The organism is Gemmatimonadaceae bacterium, from assembly GCA_019752115.1.
Lineage (GTDB): Bacteria > Gemmatimonadota > Gemmatimonadetes > Gemmatimonadales > Gemmatimonadaceae > Gemmatimonas.
In genome coordinates, this window is the sequence record JAIEMN010000069.1 from 1 (window position 1) to 17,007 (window position 17,007).

Here is a 17,007-nt window from a genome sequence, read left to right on the forward strand (position 1 = left end):
CCCCCGCGCCGGGGGGGGCTGGGCGTCCGCCCCCCCCGCTTGTGGTGCGCGGCCCGGGGGTGGGGGGGGGGGGGGGGGCCCCCACGACGGGGGCTGGCGAGCCTCGGAGGGGTCTCCCGGGTTCGGAAACGCTACGCGTTCCGAAGCCGGGAGACCCCCTCCTCGTTCGCCAGCCCCCGTCGTGCGTCCAGCCATCTACGGTGCGTGGGCGCAGTAGCGCGTTCAGAGGTCGGATATCGGATGGCGCGGTGCTGCGCACTGGCGCGAGGTCAGACGAGCCGGCGCGGGGCGGCCGATGTCGCTGATTGGAGCGGGCGTCTTCAGAGATCGGATGTCCGCGGCGCGCTGCGCAGCAGCCGCGCCGCGAATCCGATGTCTGAACGCCAGATGTGCGAGGTCGGCCCCGCGTGGCGCCCGGAAGCGCGGCGGGGATCGGCGAACGAGGAGCGGGTCTCCCGGCTTCGGAACGCGTAGCGTTTCCGAACCCGGGAGACCGCTCCGAGGCTCGTCGATCCCCGCCGCGCGCACGCCACCAACCCAGCGCCGCGCGAAACTCAAAACCCGTTACTTGGGGAAGCCAGGCACCTGAATGGCCGGCATGAGGCGCAGCGCGTTCTGGTAGTAGACCTTCTTGAGCACCGGATCCGGCAGGTCGATGCCGTAGAGCTTCCAGAAGGCGTGGTAGTCGCGGTAGTAGTCGAAGTAGTCGTCCTTCGTCTCGAACACGCGCCAGTAGTACGGATACTCTTCCGGCTGGAACGAATCCTTGCCGAAGAGAATGCGATCCTGGTACTTCACGAAGAAGTCGTGCGCCACGCGCGGCTGGCGGCCGATGTCGTACAGCACCGCGCCGAGTTCGCCGTACACGTTCGGCATCTCGTCGAACATCTTGCCGAGGCGGGGCAGGTCGTTGGCGTGCCAGCCCATGTGCGCGGCAACGAAGATCGTCTTCGGGTTCGCCTTGAACAGATTGTCGCGCTCGGCCATGAGCGCTTCAAAGCTCGGATAGCGATCCTGCGGGTAGCGACGCTCGGGGAAGAGCGAGAGCTCCAGCCACCGCTCGTTCTTGTAGTCGATCACCGGCCGGAAAAATTCCTGCGGATCGGCGGTGTGAATGAACACCGGCAGCTTGAGACGCGCGGCCGCTTCCCACACCGGCTTGAGCTCCGGATCATCGAGCTTGAGGCGCGAGCCGTCGGCCTTCTTGGTGCTCAGACCGAAGCCCTTGCTGATCTCGCCGATGCCCACCGCGCCGGCCTTCGCATCGGCTTCGAGCTGCGCGACCGCCTTCTCGGCCCATCCCGGCGTGCCCACGCCATTGAAGTTGATGCCGGTGAGGTAGCGGACGCGGTCCTTCATCGTGGGCGAGTTCTTCACGAGCGTGACGCCCTTCACGAGCGCGTCGCCCGAGACCACGTTGGCCGCGATCATCAGCTGCACGTTGATCGAATCCAGCGTCGGGCCGAACCGCTCCAGCGCCTCGGGGCTGCCAAGCTGCGCGTTCGTCGGATGCCCATGGAAATCGATCACGGGGAACTTGGCCTTCCACTTCATCCCCACCGACGGCACGACCAGCGTGCTCTTGGGCCGATAGTCCACGATGCTCGGCACCGCGCCATCGGGCGCGAGGCAATTGCGCGGCCGGATCTCCGTCATGCCCGGCGGGCACTCTTCGCCAGGCTTGATCTGCGTGCCACCGCGGAACCCGCCCATGCCGCCGCGCCCCGCCGGCGGCTGCGTGGGCTGTTGAGCGAAAAGAGCCGCAGGAAACGCCAACGCGAGCAGAAGGGGACGACGCATGGGGAGATCCGGGTGGATGGGCCTACACAGTAACTGCCGGAATTACTTCTTGGCGGCCGGGGGGGCGACCGGCACCTTCGACGCCGTGTCCGCCGCGGGCGGCAGCTGCGGCATCGTGGGCTGACGGTCGAAGCCGAACACCTTGTCGCGACGCATCGCCGTGGCGATCGCCTTCGACTGCTGGTAGAGCGAGTCCGACGCCGCGGCATTCCCCGTGCCCGCGAGCGCCTCGGCGATCGTCACACCGGTGATGACGTAGAGGTCCGGGATGCCGACCGAGGCGTCGTCCACCCAGCCGTTGCGCGCGGAGAGCGACTTGGGCGCGGTGAAGACGTTCGACCACAGCTCCTTCGAGCGCGTCACGTCCATGAGCCCTTCACCCGGCACCATGACGATGTCCGCGCTCGGCTGCACCGGCTCCGGCATCAGCTTCTTCGCGAGCCCCTGCGTGACCACATAGCGCTCGAGGCCCAGCTCGTACGGATAGCTACCGGCGGTGCGGCTGAAGAACATCGGGCGATCGGGATACGCATCGCGGATCATGAAGTAGATCATCTGATCGGCCTTCATGAGCTGCTGCGAACGCGGCTGCGCGATGATCTTGTCCTTCTGGAAGGCGGCGTTCTGCGGCGTCGCAATGGCGAGCGGCAGCGCGTCGGCTTCGTCAAAGGTCATCTTCACCGGCGGGCCGCTCGGCTTCTTCCACTGCTGGTTGGCGTAGATCTTGGGGCCCTTGGCCGCATCGTACTCGTATACCGGGCGGCGCAGCAGCTGGCGCACGTACCAGTCGGTGTTGAGCAGCGACGTGTTCGCCACGATGACGTCCTTCCGGATGCCTTCGACTTCCTGCGCGTACCAGAGCGGGAAGGTGTCGTTGTCGCCGACGGTCACCAGCACGCCGTAGGGCTCGACTGAGTTGAGCAGGTCGCGGGCAAAGTCGGTGGTATCGGTCTGGCCGGCACGCGAGGCGGCCGTCCAGTTGCCGAAGAGCGGCACCAGCGCGATCGCCAGCACCGGGCTCGCGAACGCAAAGCTGTTCGGGCGCGGCTCGACGACGGTTTCCTTGCCGAGCTTGACCTCGTCGGCGCCGAAGAGCGTCGCCACCGTCTCCCAGAGGTAGAACAAGCCGAGCGCGGCCCACACCGACAGCGCCGAGAAGCTCCACAGGTAGAAGTAGTCTCGGTCACGGACTTCGCGCGGCACCGAGTCGCCGAGATCCGGCGCCTGGCTGTGCCCGTACTTGAAGTTCAGGTAGAAGATCAGCCCGAACGTCATCGTGAATACGAGCGGGCCGAAGAACCAGAAACTTCGTCGGTCCTTCTGGAAGTGCATCCATCCGCCGAGGCAGATGAGGATCGCGTAGAACACCGCGAGGCCGTTCTGGGCGCCCGGGCTTTCGTTGTACGCGTCGCGGAGCCACTGCCACTTGAAGTAGAGCCAGTACATGCCGAGCTGCGCCGAGAAGGGCGCCTGCCGCTCGGAGAGTTCCGGCTTGCCGTACTGACCGCGGTTGAAGTTGTACATGAAGCGGTCGTACGTGAGCTGGCTGAACGTGCAGCTCGCCTTGATCTCGGTGACGCACCCGGTGGGCTCGCCCTCGTTGATCGCGGGGAAGTGGGCGGCGCGAATGGGCTGCGTCGCGAACGGCGTCAGACCGAAAAAGAGCGCCACGCCCATGGCCACCAGCAGCTTCCAGCGCATAAGCGTCTGCGGCTTGCGGATGAGCACTGCAAAGCCCGCGGCCGGCGCGGCCAGCATGCCGGCCATGTGATTCGTGTAGCCCAGCCCCAGCAGGTATGCGACCAGCACCAGGATGCGGTCGGCCATGGGGCCGTCCGGATCATCACACCAGCGCACGACCAGCCAGCAGATCACCGCGAGGCCCACGAGCGACACGGTGTAGACCTTCTCATTGACGACCGACTGATTCCATACGGTGAACGCCGTGGCGCCAATCAGGACGGACAGCGCGCCGCCCATGATGCGCTGCCAGCGGCGCGGCATCCACTGCACGAGCACGCGCTCGGTGACCAGGAACCAGAAGGTGGCGGAGGCGGCACTCGACAACGCGGCCAGCACGTTGATGCGCATCGCCACCGAGGGCGCGATGGGCAGGATCGAGAAGACGCGCCCGATCAGCACGAAGAACGGATTGCCCGGCGGGTGGGGCAGACCGAGCACGTAGGCCGCTGCGATGTACTCGCTCGTGTCCCACATGGACGTGGTGGGCGCGAGCGTGATGAGGTACAGAACGAACGCGACGAGGCCTGCTATGCAGGCGGCGAGGTACGACGGCCGGTAGTCGAGCTCGGCCGCGGTGGCCCGGGATGCGGGGCGCGCGGCGGTCGCGGTAGCAGTGGCAGCGACGGTCATGGAGTGGACAGAATGGTCGGACACGCCCGGCTGGAGATCCGGCCGGGAAACCCAGTGTGGCGAGCCCCGGTAGGGGCCCCTTCTGGGGGTAACCCCTAAAGTTCGCACCGAATCAGGGGGGGCGGTAGCTTCGCGGGATGACTTCCCCCGTGAACACCCCCCATCCCAAGCGGGCGTTCCTGAAGGCCATGGGCGGGGCCGCGCTGGCGGCCCTGATCCCGGCCGAACGCCTGGCCGCCCTGAGCCGGCTGGCCCCTGAGGTGCTCGCCGCCCAGGACGATTTCTGGGTCGCCCTGCGCGGCCGCTACGTCCTGCCCAAGGCGTACATCCATCTCGAGCATGGCTACTACTCCATGCAGGCGCAGCCGGTGCTCGACGCCTTCGTGCAGCATGTGCGTGCGATCAACGTCGAAAGCTCGCACTACATGCGCACCGTGCAAGCCGAGAACAAGGCGCGGGTGCAGGCCAAGCTGGCGGCCATGGCGGGGTGCTCCCCGCAGGAGCTGATCATCACCCGCAACACCACCGAGTCACTCGACACGGTGATCGCCGGCCACACCTGGGCTGCCGGCGACGAAGCGGTGATGGCGGTGCACGATTACGGCGCCATGCTCGATCAGTTCGCCCTCATGGCGAAGCGCTGGGGCGTCGTGAACAAGACGGTCACGGTCCCGCTCGACCCCAAGAGCGACGACGAGGTCGTGCAGGTCTACGCCAACGCGATTACGCCGCGCACCAAGCTCCTGATGGTGTGCCACATGATCAACATCACCGGGCACATCCTCCCGGTGCGCAAGATCTGCGACATGGCCCACGCGCGCGGCGTGCCGGTGATGGTCGACGGCGCGCACGCCTTTGCGCAGCTCGACTTCCGCATCCCCGACCTCGGCTGCGACTACTACGGCGCCAGCCTCCACAAGTGGCTCGGCACGCCCCTCGGCGCCGGCCTGCTGTACGTGCGCAAGGATCGCATCAAGGGGCTCTGGCCGCTCTACGGTGACATGGGCGCGGCCGACGACGACATCCGCAAGCTCAATCACACCGGCACGCACCCGGTGCACACCGACCTCGCCATCGAAGACGCTATCGCGTTCCACGAGAGCATCGGCATTCAGCGCAAGGAAGCACGCCTGCGCTGGCTGCAGCAGTACTGGACCACGCGCGTGCGCGACATCCTCCGCGTGCGGCTCTACACCCCACGTGATCCCGCCCGCACCGGCGCGATCGCGAATGTTGGCGTGGATGGCGTGTCCCCCGGCGACCTCGCCACGCGACTCATGCAGTCGCATCGCGTTTTTACCGTCGCGATCGACGCGCCCGGCGTGACGGGGGTGCGGGTCACGCCGCAGTTGTTTACGACGACGGGGGAGTTGGATGCGCTGGTGGAGGGCGTGAGGAAGATCGCGAGGGGGTAGGGGAGCGGGGTTTGGGTTTCCTTTGAGAACCGAGAGCCGAGCTTTGAGCAGCGAGACGATGAGACATGAGCTCAGCTCTCTTATCTCAAGTCTCGTTGCTCACGGCTCGGCTCTCGGTTCTCAAACGCAACCCAAGCTCAAGTCCGCCTTAGTGCCGGAACAGTCTCTCCCCCGTAAACACCATCGCGATCCCATGCTCATCCGCCGCCGCGATGACCTCCGCGTCGCGCACGGATCCGCCCGGCTGCACGATGGCCTTCACGCCGGCGGCGGCGGCTTGATCGATGCCGTCGCGGAACGGGAAGAAGGCATCTGAACCGAGAGCGCAGCCAGTGGTCTGGTGGCCGGCGGTCGCCGCCTTGTGCACGGCGACGAAGCTGGCGTCTACGCGGCTCATCTGGCCGGCGCCGATGCCGATGGAGGCGCCGTCGCGGACGAGGATGATGGCGTTCGACTTCACGCTCGCCACGCTCTTCCAGGCGAACTCGAGGTCGTGCATTTCCTGCGCGGTGGGCTGGCGCTGTGAGACCACCTTCCACTGCGCGGGCGCGCTGGGGACGGGGGCGCGGTCCTGCACGAGCAGCCCGCCGCGCACGCGCTTGAGGTCCATCGCGTGCGCCGGCCAGGTGGCGGTGCCTTCGAGGACACGCAGGTTCTTCTTGCGGCCGAGGATCTCCACCGCTTCCTCGGCGAAGCTCGGCGCCACGATGCACTCCACGAAGAGGCTCGAGATCGCTTCGGCTGCCGCGACATCCACCGGCACCGAGAACGCGATCACGCTGCCAAAGGCGCTCACCGGGTCGCAGGCGTAGGCCTTCTGGTACGCCTCGAGTGCGCTGCCACCCACGGCGAGACCGCAGGGCGTGGTGTGCTTGATGATCGCGCACGCCGGCTGGCCGGCGAACGGTTCGATGGCGAGCAGGGCGCCTTCGAGGTCGAGCAGATTGTTGAACGACAGCTCCTTGCCGCCCTTCTGCACCAGCGCGCCGAGACCGGTGCCCGGCTTCTCGACATAGAAGGCGGCGCGCTGCTGCGGGTTCTCCCCGTAGCGGAGCGCCTGCTGCTTTTCGAAGGCCAGCGGATAGCGCTGCGGGAACGGCTCTCCGCGCTGCTGCGCGAACCACTGGGCAATGGCCGCGTCGTACGCGCTCGTGTGCGCGTACACCTTCTCGGCGAGCAGGCGGCGCAGCGCAGCGTCGTCAGTGCCGCCTTCGACATGGGCGAGCACGGTGTCGTAGTCGCTCGGATCGACGATCACCCACACGCTCTCGAAGTTCTTGGCCGCCGAGCGAAGCATCGAGGGGCCGCCGATATCGATGTTCTCGATCACCTCTTCCGGATGCACGCCCGGCTTGGCGGCCGTCTCACGGAACGGATAGAGGTTCACGACCACGAGGTCGATGGTGCCGATATTGTGCGCCTTGATCGCCTCCATGTGCTCCGGCAGATCGCGCCGCGCCAGCAGGCCGCCGTGGACCACGGGGTGCAGCGTCTTCACCCGGCCGTCGAGCATCTCGGGGAAGCCGGTGATCTCGCTGATGTCCTTCACGGCCAAGCCGGCGTCGCGGAGGGCTTTGGCGGTACCGCCGGTGGAGACGAGCTCGACGCCCTTCTTCGCGAGGCCTTGGGCGAAGGGGACGAGGCCGGATTTGTTGGAGACGGAGAGGAGGGCGCGCACGGGCGGGTTGTGAGGGGCGGAAGCGGGGACTTCGGAAGCTGGACGGCGGAAGCTGGACGGCGGGGGACGGCGGGGACTGCGGGAAGACGAACGGCGGGAAGACGTACTGCGGGAAGACTTACCGCGGGAAGACTTACCGCGGGAATAACAACCCGGCCTCCGCGGCGAACGCGTCGGGCTTCAAATCGGTGTCCTCGTGCATGCCGAATCGCCAACTCGGACTTTTGAGTGGGAGATCGGCGCCCAAATGCCCGTGGACTTGGTTGTCGTCGCCCAGTACGATGGTGCCGGCGGCGACGGCGGCGACGCAGAGGGGGAAGAGGCGATGCTCGACGCGGAGGACGCGGGCGCCGAGGGTGTCGGGGGTGTCGCCGGGGAGGACCGGCACCGGCCACTGGGCGATGATCGGGCCGCGGTCGAACTCTTCGTCCACGAAGTGCACGGTGACGCCGGTGATCAGGGCGCCGTGCGCGAGGACGGCGGTGTGAATGCGCTGACCGTACATGCCGGGGCCGCCGAAGGCGGGGAGCAGGGCGGGGTGCACGTTCAGGAGGCGCCCACGGAACGCGCTCACCACGGCGGCCGGCACGAGCTTGAGATAGCCGGCCAGCACGAGCACCTCGGCGCCGGCGGCGTCGAGCGCGGCGATCAGTGCGCCGCCGTCGCTGGCGTTGGTGACCACGTGCGTCGCGGCACCGGCAGCGGCGGCGCGGGTCAGGGCGCCGCAGTCGGCCTTGTCCGAGCCCACCCACACGACCTGACCCACGGCGCCGGCTGGACCGGCGAGGTGATCGAGGATGGCCTGCAGATTGGAGCCCCCGCCGGAGGCGAGGACGGCGATGCGCGCCGGACGGCGGGCAGATGCGGCGGCGGAGGCGATGGCGCTCGACATGCCGCCCAAGCTAGTCAGCCCGGGCGGGTGGCGCGATCAGCGGCGGGCTCGCTGGCGCCGCGGCCGATCCACGCCAACGCGTGGTGCACGGCGTCGAGCAGATGCGCGCCAATGAGGACGCCGCGCCCGGCGTGGCTGCGGGCCTGCTCCACGTCCTTGGCCGGCGACTCCACGCCCGGCACGAACACCCCGAGCCCGCCCACCGCGAGCGCCGGTTGCACATCGCGAAAGCGATCGCCGATGAACGCACTGCGGGCGAGGTCCAAGCCGTGGTCGCGCGCGGCCTCGCGATACATGCCGAGCCCCGGCTTGCGACAGTCGCAGGGCCCGGTCACCTCAGGCCAGTGCGGGCAGTGATAGGTCGCCAGCACCTGCGCGCCTTCGTTGACCAGCAGCGCCACGGTGCGGTCGCGCGTGGCGGCGTACTGCGCCTCGGTGATGAGACCGCGGGCGATGCCCGACTGATTGGTCACGATCACCACCGGCACGCCGGCCTCGTTCGCCGCGCGCACGGCTTCCACGGCGGTCGGCAGCAGCGCGACGCGCGACGCGTCGTTCAGATAGTGCGCATCGGCGATGATCGTTCCATCGCGATCGATGAACAGCGCCGGTGTGCCGGCGGTGGGTCTCATCGACGCGAGGGCAGGATGAAGAGGTCGGGCATCGTGTCGCGCTTCACCGGTGCTGGCGTGGGTGACGGGGCCGGTGGACGCGCCGGCGGTCGCCCGGTTGGTGCGCCCCCACGCCCGCCGGCGCCCGCTGGGCTGGCCGGCGCCTTGCCGCTGTCGGCCTTGGGCGGTTTGGGCGTCGTGAACGTGCGCGACGGGGACTTGTTGATGTCCGACAGACTGCGGACGCCCGTCACCTGCAGGCGGAACTGGCTCTGGGCCGGCAGCGCCGAGTCGAGCGTGACGATGATCTCGTTGTAGACCGCCGGCCGGTTCATCTTGGGGGGCGGCGTCGTGTCCTTCGGCGGTGCCGGTCGCGCATTGCGCCCACGGCGCGCCGCCGCTTCACGGGCGGCCGCGCGTGCCTGCTCACGCTTCATGCGCTCCACGTTCGCCACGCTGTCGGCCTTGCGCACCGCGGCGAGCGAATCGCGCTTGGCGCGCGCCGCCGGGGTCAGGCTGTCGTCCTTCGCACGCTGAATGCGATCGAGCGAGTCCTGCCGCGCCTTGGCCTTGAGCGAGTCGAACAGCAGCCGCTCGCGCGTCGTCTGCACGATCTTCACGCCCCAGTCGAGCGAATCCTTGGTGCGGATGCGCACCGAGCCGTTCGGGAAGATCTGCTGCGGACTGTACGGCTTGTCGAACGTGATCTTGAGCGTGCGATTGCTGTCGGACACCGCGACGTCCTGAATGCGCAGCCCCACCGTGTCGTGCTGGTAGGCATAGAACTCGATCGCCGCGTTCTGCGTGACCGTCGTGGGCATCGCATCCCACAGTTCAAGCGCGTCCTGCGTGCGGTTGCTGTTCTTGTCGGCAAAGGCGCGCAGCAGGTAGGGGCCGGGCGGGATGTTGCGGAGCTCGTAGCGCCCCTGCTCATCGGCCACGGCCTGATACGTGGTGCTGTCGGGGGCGACGGCTTCCACCACCGCCCCGTTCAGGCCCTTGCCGGCGCCCCAGTCGAACACCACCCCCTGCACGAGCGTGTTCGGGATGGCGCCGCCGGTGGAGAAGACGAGCTTGATGCTCGAATCCAGCGCGTTGTTGCGCAGATCGACGAGCCCCGGCTTGATCTGGATGGAGTAGACCGTGTTCGGCTTCCATCCCTTCGACGGCTTGATGTCGATATGATCGCGTCCCCAGCTCACGCGGGGTTCGCCACTCTTGGGGCTGATGAAGACCAGGTCGGCGAGGCTGCGCGACCCCTTCGGGATTTCGCTCACGACCTCATTGAAGCGCACGCGCACCGTATTGAGCTTGGGCGTGATCGTCATCGACTGCGGCGTGATCGACAGAATGACCGGCGGCTCCACATCCGGCGCCCCACCCGGCGGCGGCCCCTGATTGGCGCACGCCGCGACGAACGCCGTGGCGGCCGCCAGGAGCGTGCTGAACGCGCCCAGGCGGCGCCAGGCGGACTGCGCGTGCCCAGCGCTCACGCGCCGAACGCCGCGAGCTTGGCGCGGAGCTGCTCCGCGCGCGCCTGCCAATCGACGAGCTTCGCCCGCTCCGCCTCGACCAGCGCCGGCGGGGCCTTCGACACAAAGCTCTCGTTCGCCAACCGGCCCGCCAACGCCACGGTCTGCTTTTCGAGCTGCGCGAGCTCCGTCTGCAACCGCTGCTTCTCCTTCTCGAGGTCGATCATCCCGGCCAGCGGCACCACGAGTTCGATGCCGTTGCTCAGCAGCACCTGCGCGGCGGCGCCACCCGGCGCCGCCCCCACCACGGCCTTGGCGCGCGCGAGCGAACTCACCGTCGCCGCCTGCGCCTCGAGTACCCCGCGCAGCGCCTCGGGAGCCACCAGCACCGCATCCACCCACGCGCCGGGATTCACGTTGTACTCGGCGCGCACCTGACGGATGGCCTGCACGGCCTCCCGCACCAACTCGAAGTCACGACCGCGACCCGCCGGCACGCCGCTCGCCACCGGCCAGCTCGCCTGCGCGAGGAACGCGCCAGCCGGCGTCTGCGGCAGCTTCTGCCAGAGCGCTTCGGTAATGAAGGGCACGATTGGCTGCAGCAGGCGCAACGCCCCGTCGAAGGCGTGTGCCAGCACCGCGCGCGCGACCTCCTTGTCGGGCCCATCCGCGTTGAGGCGCGGCTTGATGCTTTCGAGATACCAGTCGGCGAGTTCGTTCCACACGAACCGGCGCGCGGCTTCGGCGTATTCGCTCAACCGCAGCCCCTTCGTGCGTTCGGCGTCGGTCCAGAGCCCGTTCTGCGCCGGACGCGCCGGGCCGAGCGCCGCTTCGCAGTCGGCGATGGCCACGTCGAGGCGCTCGAGGATCCAGCGATCGGCGGCCGCGAGCGCGCTCGGGTCGAGCTGCGCCACCGGCGTCACCGGGTCGCTTCCCACGCGCGAGAGCAGGAAGCGGCCGATGTTCCACAGCTTCGTGCAGAAGTTGCGGCCCGGCGCAAAGCTCTTTTCGAGGTCCGTGGGGTCGAGCATGACGTCCACGCCGAGCCCGAGCCCTGCCACCATGGTCCAGCGGAGCGCATCGGCGCCATAGAGCTTCACCACATCGAGTGGATCGATGCCGTTGCCCAGCGACTTGGACATCTTGCGATGCTGCATGTCGCGCACGGTGCCGTGCAGGTACACCGTATGAAACGGGGCCTTGCCCATGAACCAGCAGCCGCTCATCACCATGCGCGCAACCCAGAAGAACAGGATCTCGGGCGCGGTGACGAGCACATCGCCCGGGTAGAACGCGCGCAGGTCCGGGGTGTCATCGGGCCAGCCGAGCGTGGAGAATGGCCAGAGCCAGCTCGAGAACCACGTGTCGAGCACATCGTCATCCTGCCGCACACTCCCACCGCAGCCGGGGCAGGTACTCACATCGGTGCGCGACACGATCGGCGCCTGGCCACAGCTCGCGCTGCAGTACCACACCGGCACGCGATGGCCCCACCAGATCTGGCGCGAGATGTTCCAGTCACGGATCCCCTCGAGCCAGTTCACGTACACCGCTTCCCACCGCTCGGGGAGGATACGGAGCTCGCCCGTGCGGAGCGCCGCCAGCGCCTTGTCGGCGAGCGGCTGCATCTTCACGAACCACTGGTCGCTGAGGCGCGGCTCCACCACGGTGTCGCAGCGATAGCAATGCCGCACGCTGTGCTGGTGGTTCTCGATCTTCACCAGCGCACCTTCGGCCTCGAGCAGCTTCACGATGGCCTTGCGCGCCTCAAAGCGCTCGAGTCCGCGCAGCGAATCGGGCACGCGCCCGGCGGCCGCGTCCACTTCACGCACGATGCCTTCGGCGTCGATGATCACCGGCATCGCCAGCGCATGGCGCTTGCCGACCTCGAAGTCGTTTGCGTCGTGAGCAGGCGTGATCTTCACGGCACCCGAGCCGAAGGCCGGATCGGTGTAGCTGTCGCCGATGATCGGAATGCGCGCACCATTGATCGGCAGGATCACGTCCTGGCCGATCATCGCCTGATAGCGCTCGTCGTCGGGATTCACCGCCACGGCCACGTCGCCCAGCATCGTTTCCGGGCGCGTCGTGGCCACGGTGATCGCCTGCGACGGATCACTCGCCAGCGGGTAGCGCAGGTGATAGAGCTTGCCGTTCGTCTCGGTGAACTCCGCCTCTTCATCCGACAGTGACGTGCCGCAGCGCGGGCACCAGTGGATGACGCGATGGCCCTTGTACACCAGACCATCCTCGTACAGGCGCACGAACGTTTCGCGCACCGCGCGCGAGAGGGCCGGCGAGAAGGTGTAGGCGGTGCGCGTCCAGTCGGCGCTCGAGCCGATGGACTTGAGCTGATTCAGGATCTCGCCGCCCGTCTTGTCGACGAACTCGGCCACGCGCTGCACGAACGGCTCGCGCCCGAGATCGAAGCGCGTCTTCCCTTCGGCAGCGAGCTGCTTCTCGACCACGTTCTGCGTCGCGATGCCGGCATGGTCGGTGCCCGGCACCCAGAGCGCTTCGTCGCCGGCCATGCGCCGCCAGCGGATGAGCACGTCCTGCACGGTGTTGTTGAGCCCGTGGCCCATGTGCAGCACGGCCGTCACATTCGGCGGCGGAATTACGATCGTGAACGGCTCGCGAGTAGCGGCCTGTTCCGGTGACGCGGTAAAGACGCCGTGCTCGGTCCACCGGGGGTACCAGGCGGACTCGGTGGTCGAGGCGTCGTAGGTCGCGGGCAGCGAAGTGAGGTCGGGCGCAGTCATCCCTGAAAGGTAATCGGCACGACCGCCAACTCACTCCGGACCAGGCCGACCCCGGGCACCCCGCGGGCGAGCACCGTGGCGTACCGCTGCTCCTTGGCATCACGCACCCAACCGGTGAGGGTGACCCCGGCATCGTCGGCCGAGATATCAATCACCCGACGGGCCAGGATGGGATCGTTGCGGAAGGCCTCCAGTACCCGGCGCTCGATCTCGTCGTAATCCGCCGTAGTCGTGGTCGGCGTCGTGACCGATCCCGCCGGCGTGGGGTGGCGGCCGTGCAGGTGGAGGTGGGCGATGGCCTCGGGGGCGAGCTCCGAATCGTCATCGGCCAGCGTCTCGAACGACTGGGAGCGCCGTTCGTCGCCGCGCCAGCCATCGGGGCGATGCCGGCGTGCCTTGCGGCTGCCGAGGCGACCACGCAGGCCATCCAGCCCCCCCAGGCGGTCGGCGATCGCCACCCCCAGCAGCACGCCGCCGATGGCGCCGAGTGCCAGCAGCAGGGCCGCTTCCGTCCGTGGGCGCGTCCGCCCGCTCGATGTCCGAATTCGCGCCATCACGGTCTCCCGGCGCCACCGCGCCGGTATCTGGGTGTTTCAGAGGGGGCCACTCGCGCAGATCGGGCGGCCTTCACTTGGCGTAAGTATCGGTGACAGGATAAGTTGACAGGTCTTGACCGGTGCCAGCGCGCACCGGGCTCCCGTGAATCCTGCCGTACAATCCTGCCCGTCGATCGATGAGTGTTGGCCAGTCTTCCGCCACTGACGCCCCAATAGTCCTGACGCTTCCGGATGGTTCCACGCGCGAAGTCGCGCCCGGAACCCTGGCCCGCGACGTGGTGGGGACGATCGGCGCCCGTCTGCTGCAGGCCGCGCTCGCGGTCGCCGTGGACGGGGAGGTGCAGGACCTGATGACGCCACTCCGCAAGTCGGGCGCCTTCGTGGTCATCACCGACAAGGACCCGCGGGCCCTCGCGGTGCTGCGCCATTCCGGGGCCCACATCCTGGCCACGGCGGTCCGCCGTCTGCGTCCCGATGCGAAGATCGGCTTTGGTCCGGCCATTGATGATGGCTTCTACTACGACTTTGAGGTCGAGAAGCCCTTCACGCCCGAGGACCTCGCGGCCTTCGAAGCGGAAATGAAGAAGGTCGTGGCCGAGAAGTATCCGTTCGTGCGCGCGGAAGTGAACGTCGAGGAGGCCAAGAAGCTCTTCGCCGACGATCCCCTCAAGCTCGAGCGCCTCGCCGACTTCGAGGGGACGGACGAGATCATCTCGACCTATACGGACGGGCCGTTCATCGACCTGTGCCGTGGCCCGCACGTGCCCGACACGTCGCATCTCAAGCACTTCAAGCTCCTGCACACGGCCGGCGCCTACTGGCGCGGCGATGTGAAGCGCCAGATGCTGCAGCGCATCTACGCGACGGCCTTCTTCAAGAAGGACGAGCTCGAGACGCACCTCCACAACCTCGAAGAGGCCAAGAAGCGCGACCACCGTGTGCTCGGCAAGTCGCTCGGCCTCTTCCAGATCTTCCCGCAGGCGCCGGGCGCCGCGTTTTGGACGCCCAAGGGCACGACGTTGTACAACACGCTCGAGGCCTACGTGCGCGAGCGGCAGAAGGAGGCGTTCCAGGAGATCAAGACGCCGCTGCTGTACAACAAGAAGCTCTGGGAGCAGTCGGGGCATTGGGGCAAGTACAAGGAGAACATGTTCCTCGTGCTCGACAACGAGACGGGCGAGCATGACATGTCCCTCAAGCCCATGAACTGCCCGTCGCACCACGTGCTGTACGCGAGCGAGAAGCATTCGTATCGCGAACTGCCGGTGCGCTTCGTGACCTTCGACGTGCTGCACCGCAACGAGCTCTCCGGCGCGCTGTCGGGGCTTACGCGCGTGCGCCAGTTCTCGCAGGACGACTGCCATGTCTACCTGCGCGAAGACCAGATCGAAAGCGAGGTGAAGTTCCTCATGGACTTCATCCTTGGCTACTACGACTCGTTCGGTCTCAAGGCGACGCTCAAGTTCGCGACGCGCCCGGAGCAGCGCATCGGCAGCGACGAGCTGTGGGATCGCGCCGAAGCCGCGCTCAAGGCGGCGCTCGAGAGCACGGGCCGCCCGTACGAGATGAAGGAAGGGGACGGCGCGTTCTACGGCCCCAAGATCGACTTCGACGTAACCGACAGCATCGGCCGGGCGTGGCAGCTGGGCACCATCCAGCTCGACTACAACGCGCCGGAGCGCTTCGACCTCACCTACACGGGTGAAGACAACGCGCCGCATCGCCCGGTGGTCATCCACCGCGCCGTGAGCGGGTCGTTCGAGCGCTTCATTGCCATTCTCATCGAGCACTTCGCCGGCGCGTTCCCGGTGTGGCTCGCGCCGGAGCAGGTCCGCGTCATTCCCATCGCGATCGACTACAACGAGCACGCGCAGGCGCTTGTCACGCGCATGAAGGCGCTCGGCATTCGCGCCACGCTCGACGCGCGTAACGAAACGCTCAACTACCGCGTGCGCGAAGGCGAAGTCGAGAAGGTGCCGTACATGTGCGTGATCGGCCGTCGTGAGGCGGAAGAGCAGACGGTCGCGCTGCGCACGCGCGGCGCTGGCAAGAAGCAGGACGTCATGTCGCAGGACGCCTTCATCGAGCGACTCATGCACGAAGTGCAGACCCGGGCCCTCGCGCCGTTCGCGGCGCCGGCTGACGCCGCCGCAGCGGAGGCCAGCGCGTGACCCCGGAGGCGCTGCTCGACCTGTTCCTGCTTGCCCCGATCGGCCTCGTTGAAGTCGACGAAGACGGCCGGGTCGAAGTCGCCAATCTGGCGGCGCGGCGCCTCCTCACCCCGTTCACCAGCACCGGCTCGCTCGACGATCTCTTCGCCGCGCTCGGGCCGGTGGCGCCCGATCTCGTCGCGCGCGTGCGCGCGTTCGACAACCCGCGCGGCGTGATCGTCGACAATCTCGAGTTGCTTGCCCCCGGGCAGCACACGGGCGTGCATCTGTCGCTGGTCAAGGTGTCGAACGGCCGTATCGTGGCCGTGGCCACTGACGCGAGCGGTCTGGCCAGCGCGCGCGGGCTCATTGCCCGCTTCGAGCAGCGCCAGCAGGCCGTTGAGGGCGCGGTGCGCGATCATGCGATCTACACGCTGGATGCGGCGGGCGTCATCGACACGTGGAGCGTTGCCGCCGAGCGCGTGCATCAGTGGCCGGCGAGCGAGGTGATCGGCAAGCCGATGTCGATGCTGCTCTCCCCGGAGTCCGGGAACAACGGTTATCTCGCCGACACGCTGGGGCTCGCCGCCCGCAACGGCTGGTGCGAGGAAGAAGGCAATCGTCTCCGTCAGGATGGCACGGCGTTCTGGGCGAGCACGGTCGTGACCGCGCTGCGCGACGCCGCCGGTGAAGCGATCGGCTACAGTGTCGTCACCCACGACGTCTCCGAGCGCCGCCGCCTCGAAGCCGCGCTGCGCGAAGATGCGTCGAGCACCAACGACTACCTCACCGGCGCCCTCGCCCGTCGCGCATTCTTCGACGTGGCGCAGAGCGAAGTGGCCCGTGCGCGCCGCTACGGCCAGCCGCTCACGATGTTGCTGGTGGACCCCGACCACTTCCGCGAACTCACCGAGCAGCACGGCGAGCCGTTCGCGAACGAGTGGCTCCAGGCGATCGCCGCCGTCTGCAAGCAGGAAAGCCGCAACACCGACATCGTAGGCCGCGTCGGTGGCGAAGCGTTTGCCGTACTGCTCCCCAGCACGGAACTGAGCGGCGGTCTCGTGCTCGCCGAACGTATCCGCGAGCGCATGGCGCGCCACGTGTTCCCGGGCGACTACCAGGGCGTGCGGTGCACGCTCTCCATCGGCGTGGCCGATGTCACCGACAACATTTCCAGTGTGGACGGCCTGCTCGGCACCGCGGGGACGGCGGTTGAGCGGGCGCGACAGGCTGGGATGAATTTGGTCGTCGGCTTCGACGACTGACGGGTGAACGACGTATACGTGATGCGTATACG

The 17,007-nt window shown here is 67.9% G+C and carries 11 protein-coding genes; 3 read left to right on the plus strand and 8 right to left on the minus strand.

What is annotated here, in order from left to right:
• Window positions 1–564 precede the first annotated feature (564 nt).
• On the minus strand, window positions 565–1,800 hold the full coding sequence (locus tag K2R93_20795) for an amidohydrolase (GenBank protein ID MBY0492291.1): 1,236 nt from the start codon (window positions 1,798–1,800) through the stop codon (window positions 565–567).
• Between the two features lie 42 nt (window positions 1,801–1,842).
• The gene (locus K2R93_20800) at window positions 1,843–4,173 is read right to left on the minus strand and encodes a DUF2723 domain-containing protein (GenBank protein ID MBY0492292.1); all 2,331 of its coding nucleotides are present in this window, start codon (window positions 4,171–4,173) and stop codon (window positions 1,843–1,845) included.
• Between the two features lie 137 nt (window positions 4,174–4,310).
• Here K2R93_20800 and K2R93_20805 point away from each other — a divergent pair, with 137 nt between their 5' ends.
• Window positions 4,311–5,588 (plus strand): aminotransferase class V-fold PLP-dependent enzyme, encoded by a 1,278-nt coding sequence (locus K2R93_20805; protein ID MBY0492293.1) that lies wholly within the window; start codon window positions 4,311–4,313, stop codon window positions 5,586–5,588.
• A 148-nt stretch (window positions 5,589–5,736) separates the two neighbouring features.
• Here K2R93_20805 and purH read toward each other — a convergent pair whose 3' ends face one another.
• The 6 genes from purH to K2R93_20835 all read right to left on the minus strand — a co-directional run bounded on the left by purH (window position 5,737) and on the right by K2R93_20835 (window position 13,557).
• On the minus strand, window positions 5,737–7,266 hold the full coding sequence (purH, locus tag K2R93_20810) for a bifunctional phosphoribosylaminoimidazolecarboxamide formyltransferase/IMP cyclohydrolase (GenBank protein MBY0492294.1): 1,530 nt from the start codon (window positions 7,264–7,266) through the stop codon (window positions 5,737–5,739).
• Between the two features lie 133 nt (window positions 7,267–7,399).
• Window positions 7,400–8,158 (minus strand): phosphoribosylglycinamide formyltransferase, encoded by a 759-nt coding sequence (gene purN / locus K2R93_20815; protein MBY0492295.1) that lies wholly within the window; start codon window positions 8,156–8,158, stop codon window positions 7,400–7,402.
• 14 nt (window positions 8,159–8,172) lie between these two features.
• Window positions 8,173–8,790, minus strand: coding sequence for an HAD family hydrolase (locus K2R93_20820; GenBank protein MBY0492296.1), 618 nt, complete (start codon window positions 8,788–8,790; stop codon window positions 8,173–8,175).
• The gene (locus tag K2R93_20825; protein MBY0492297.1) at window positions 8,787–10,262 is read right to left on the minus strand and encodes an Ig-like domain-containing protein; all 1,476 of its coding nucleotides are present in this window, start codon (window positions 10,260–10,262) and stop codon (window positions 8,787–8,789) included. The genes K2R93_20820 and K2R93_20825 overlap by 4 nt, the downstream gene beginning before the upstream one ends.
• Entirely contained in the window at window positions 10,259–13,003 is a 2,745-nt protein-coding gene (locus tag K2R93_20830) for a valine--tRNA ligase (GenBank protein ID MBY0492298.1), read from the minus strand. The genes K2R93_20825 and K2R93_20830 overlap by 4 nt, the downstream gene beginning before the upstream one ends.
• Entirely contained in the window at window positions 13,000–13,557 is a 558-nt protein-coding gene (locus K2R93_20835) for a BON domain-containing protein (protein MBY0492299.1), read from the minus strand. The genes K2R93_20830 and K2R93_20835 overlap by 4 nt, the downstream gene beginning before the upstream one ends.
• 179 nt (window positions 13,558–13,736) lie before the next feature.
• Between K2R93_20835 and thrS the strand changes: the two genes are divergently transcribed.
• A complete protein-coding gene (thrS, locus tag K2R93_20840) occupies window positions 13,737–15,731 on the plus strand; it encodes a threonine--tRNA ligase (protein MBY0492300.1) in 1,995 nt (664 codons plus the stop codon).
• A complete protein-coding gene (locus tag K2R93_20845; protein MBY0492301.1) occupies window positions 15,728–16,975 on the plus strand; it encodes a diguanylate cyclase in 1,248 nt (415 codons plus the stop codon). The genes thrS and K2R93_20845 overlap by 4 nt, the downstream gene beginning before the upstream one ends.
• The last annotated feature ends 32 nt before the right edge of the window (window positions 16,976–17,007 follow it).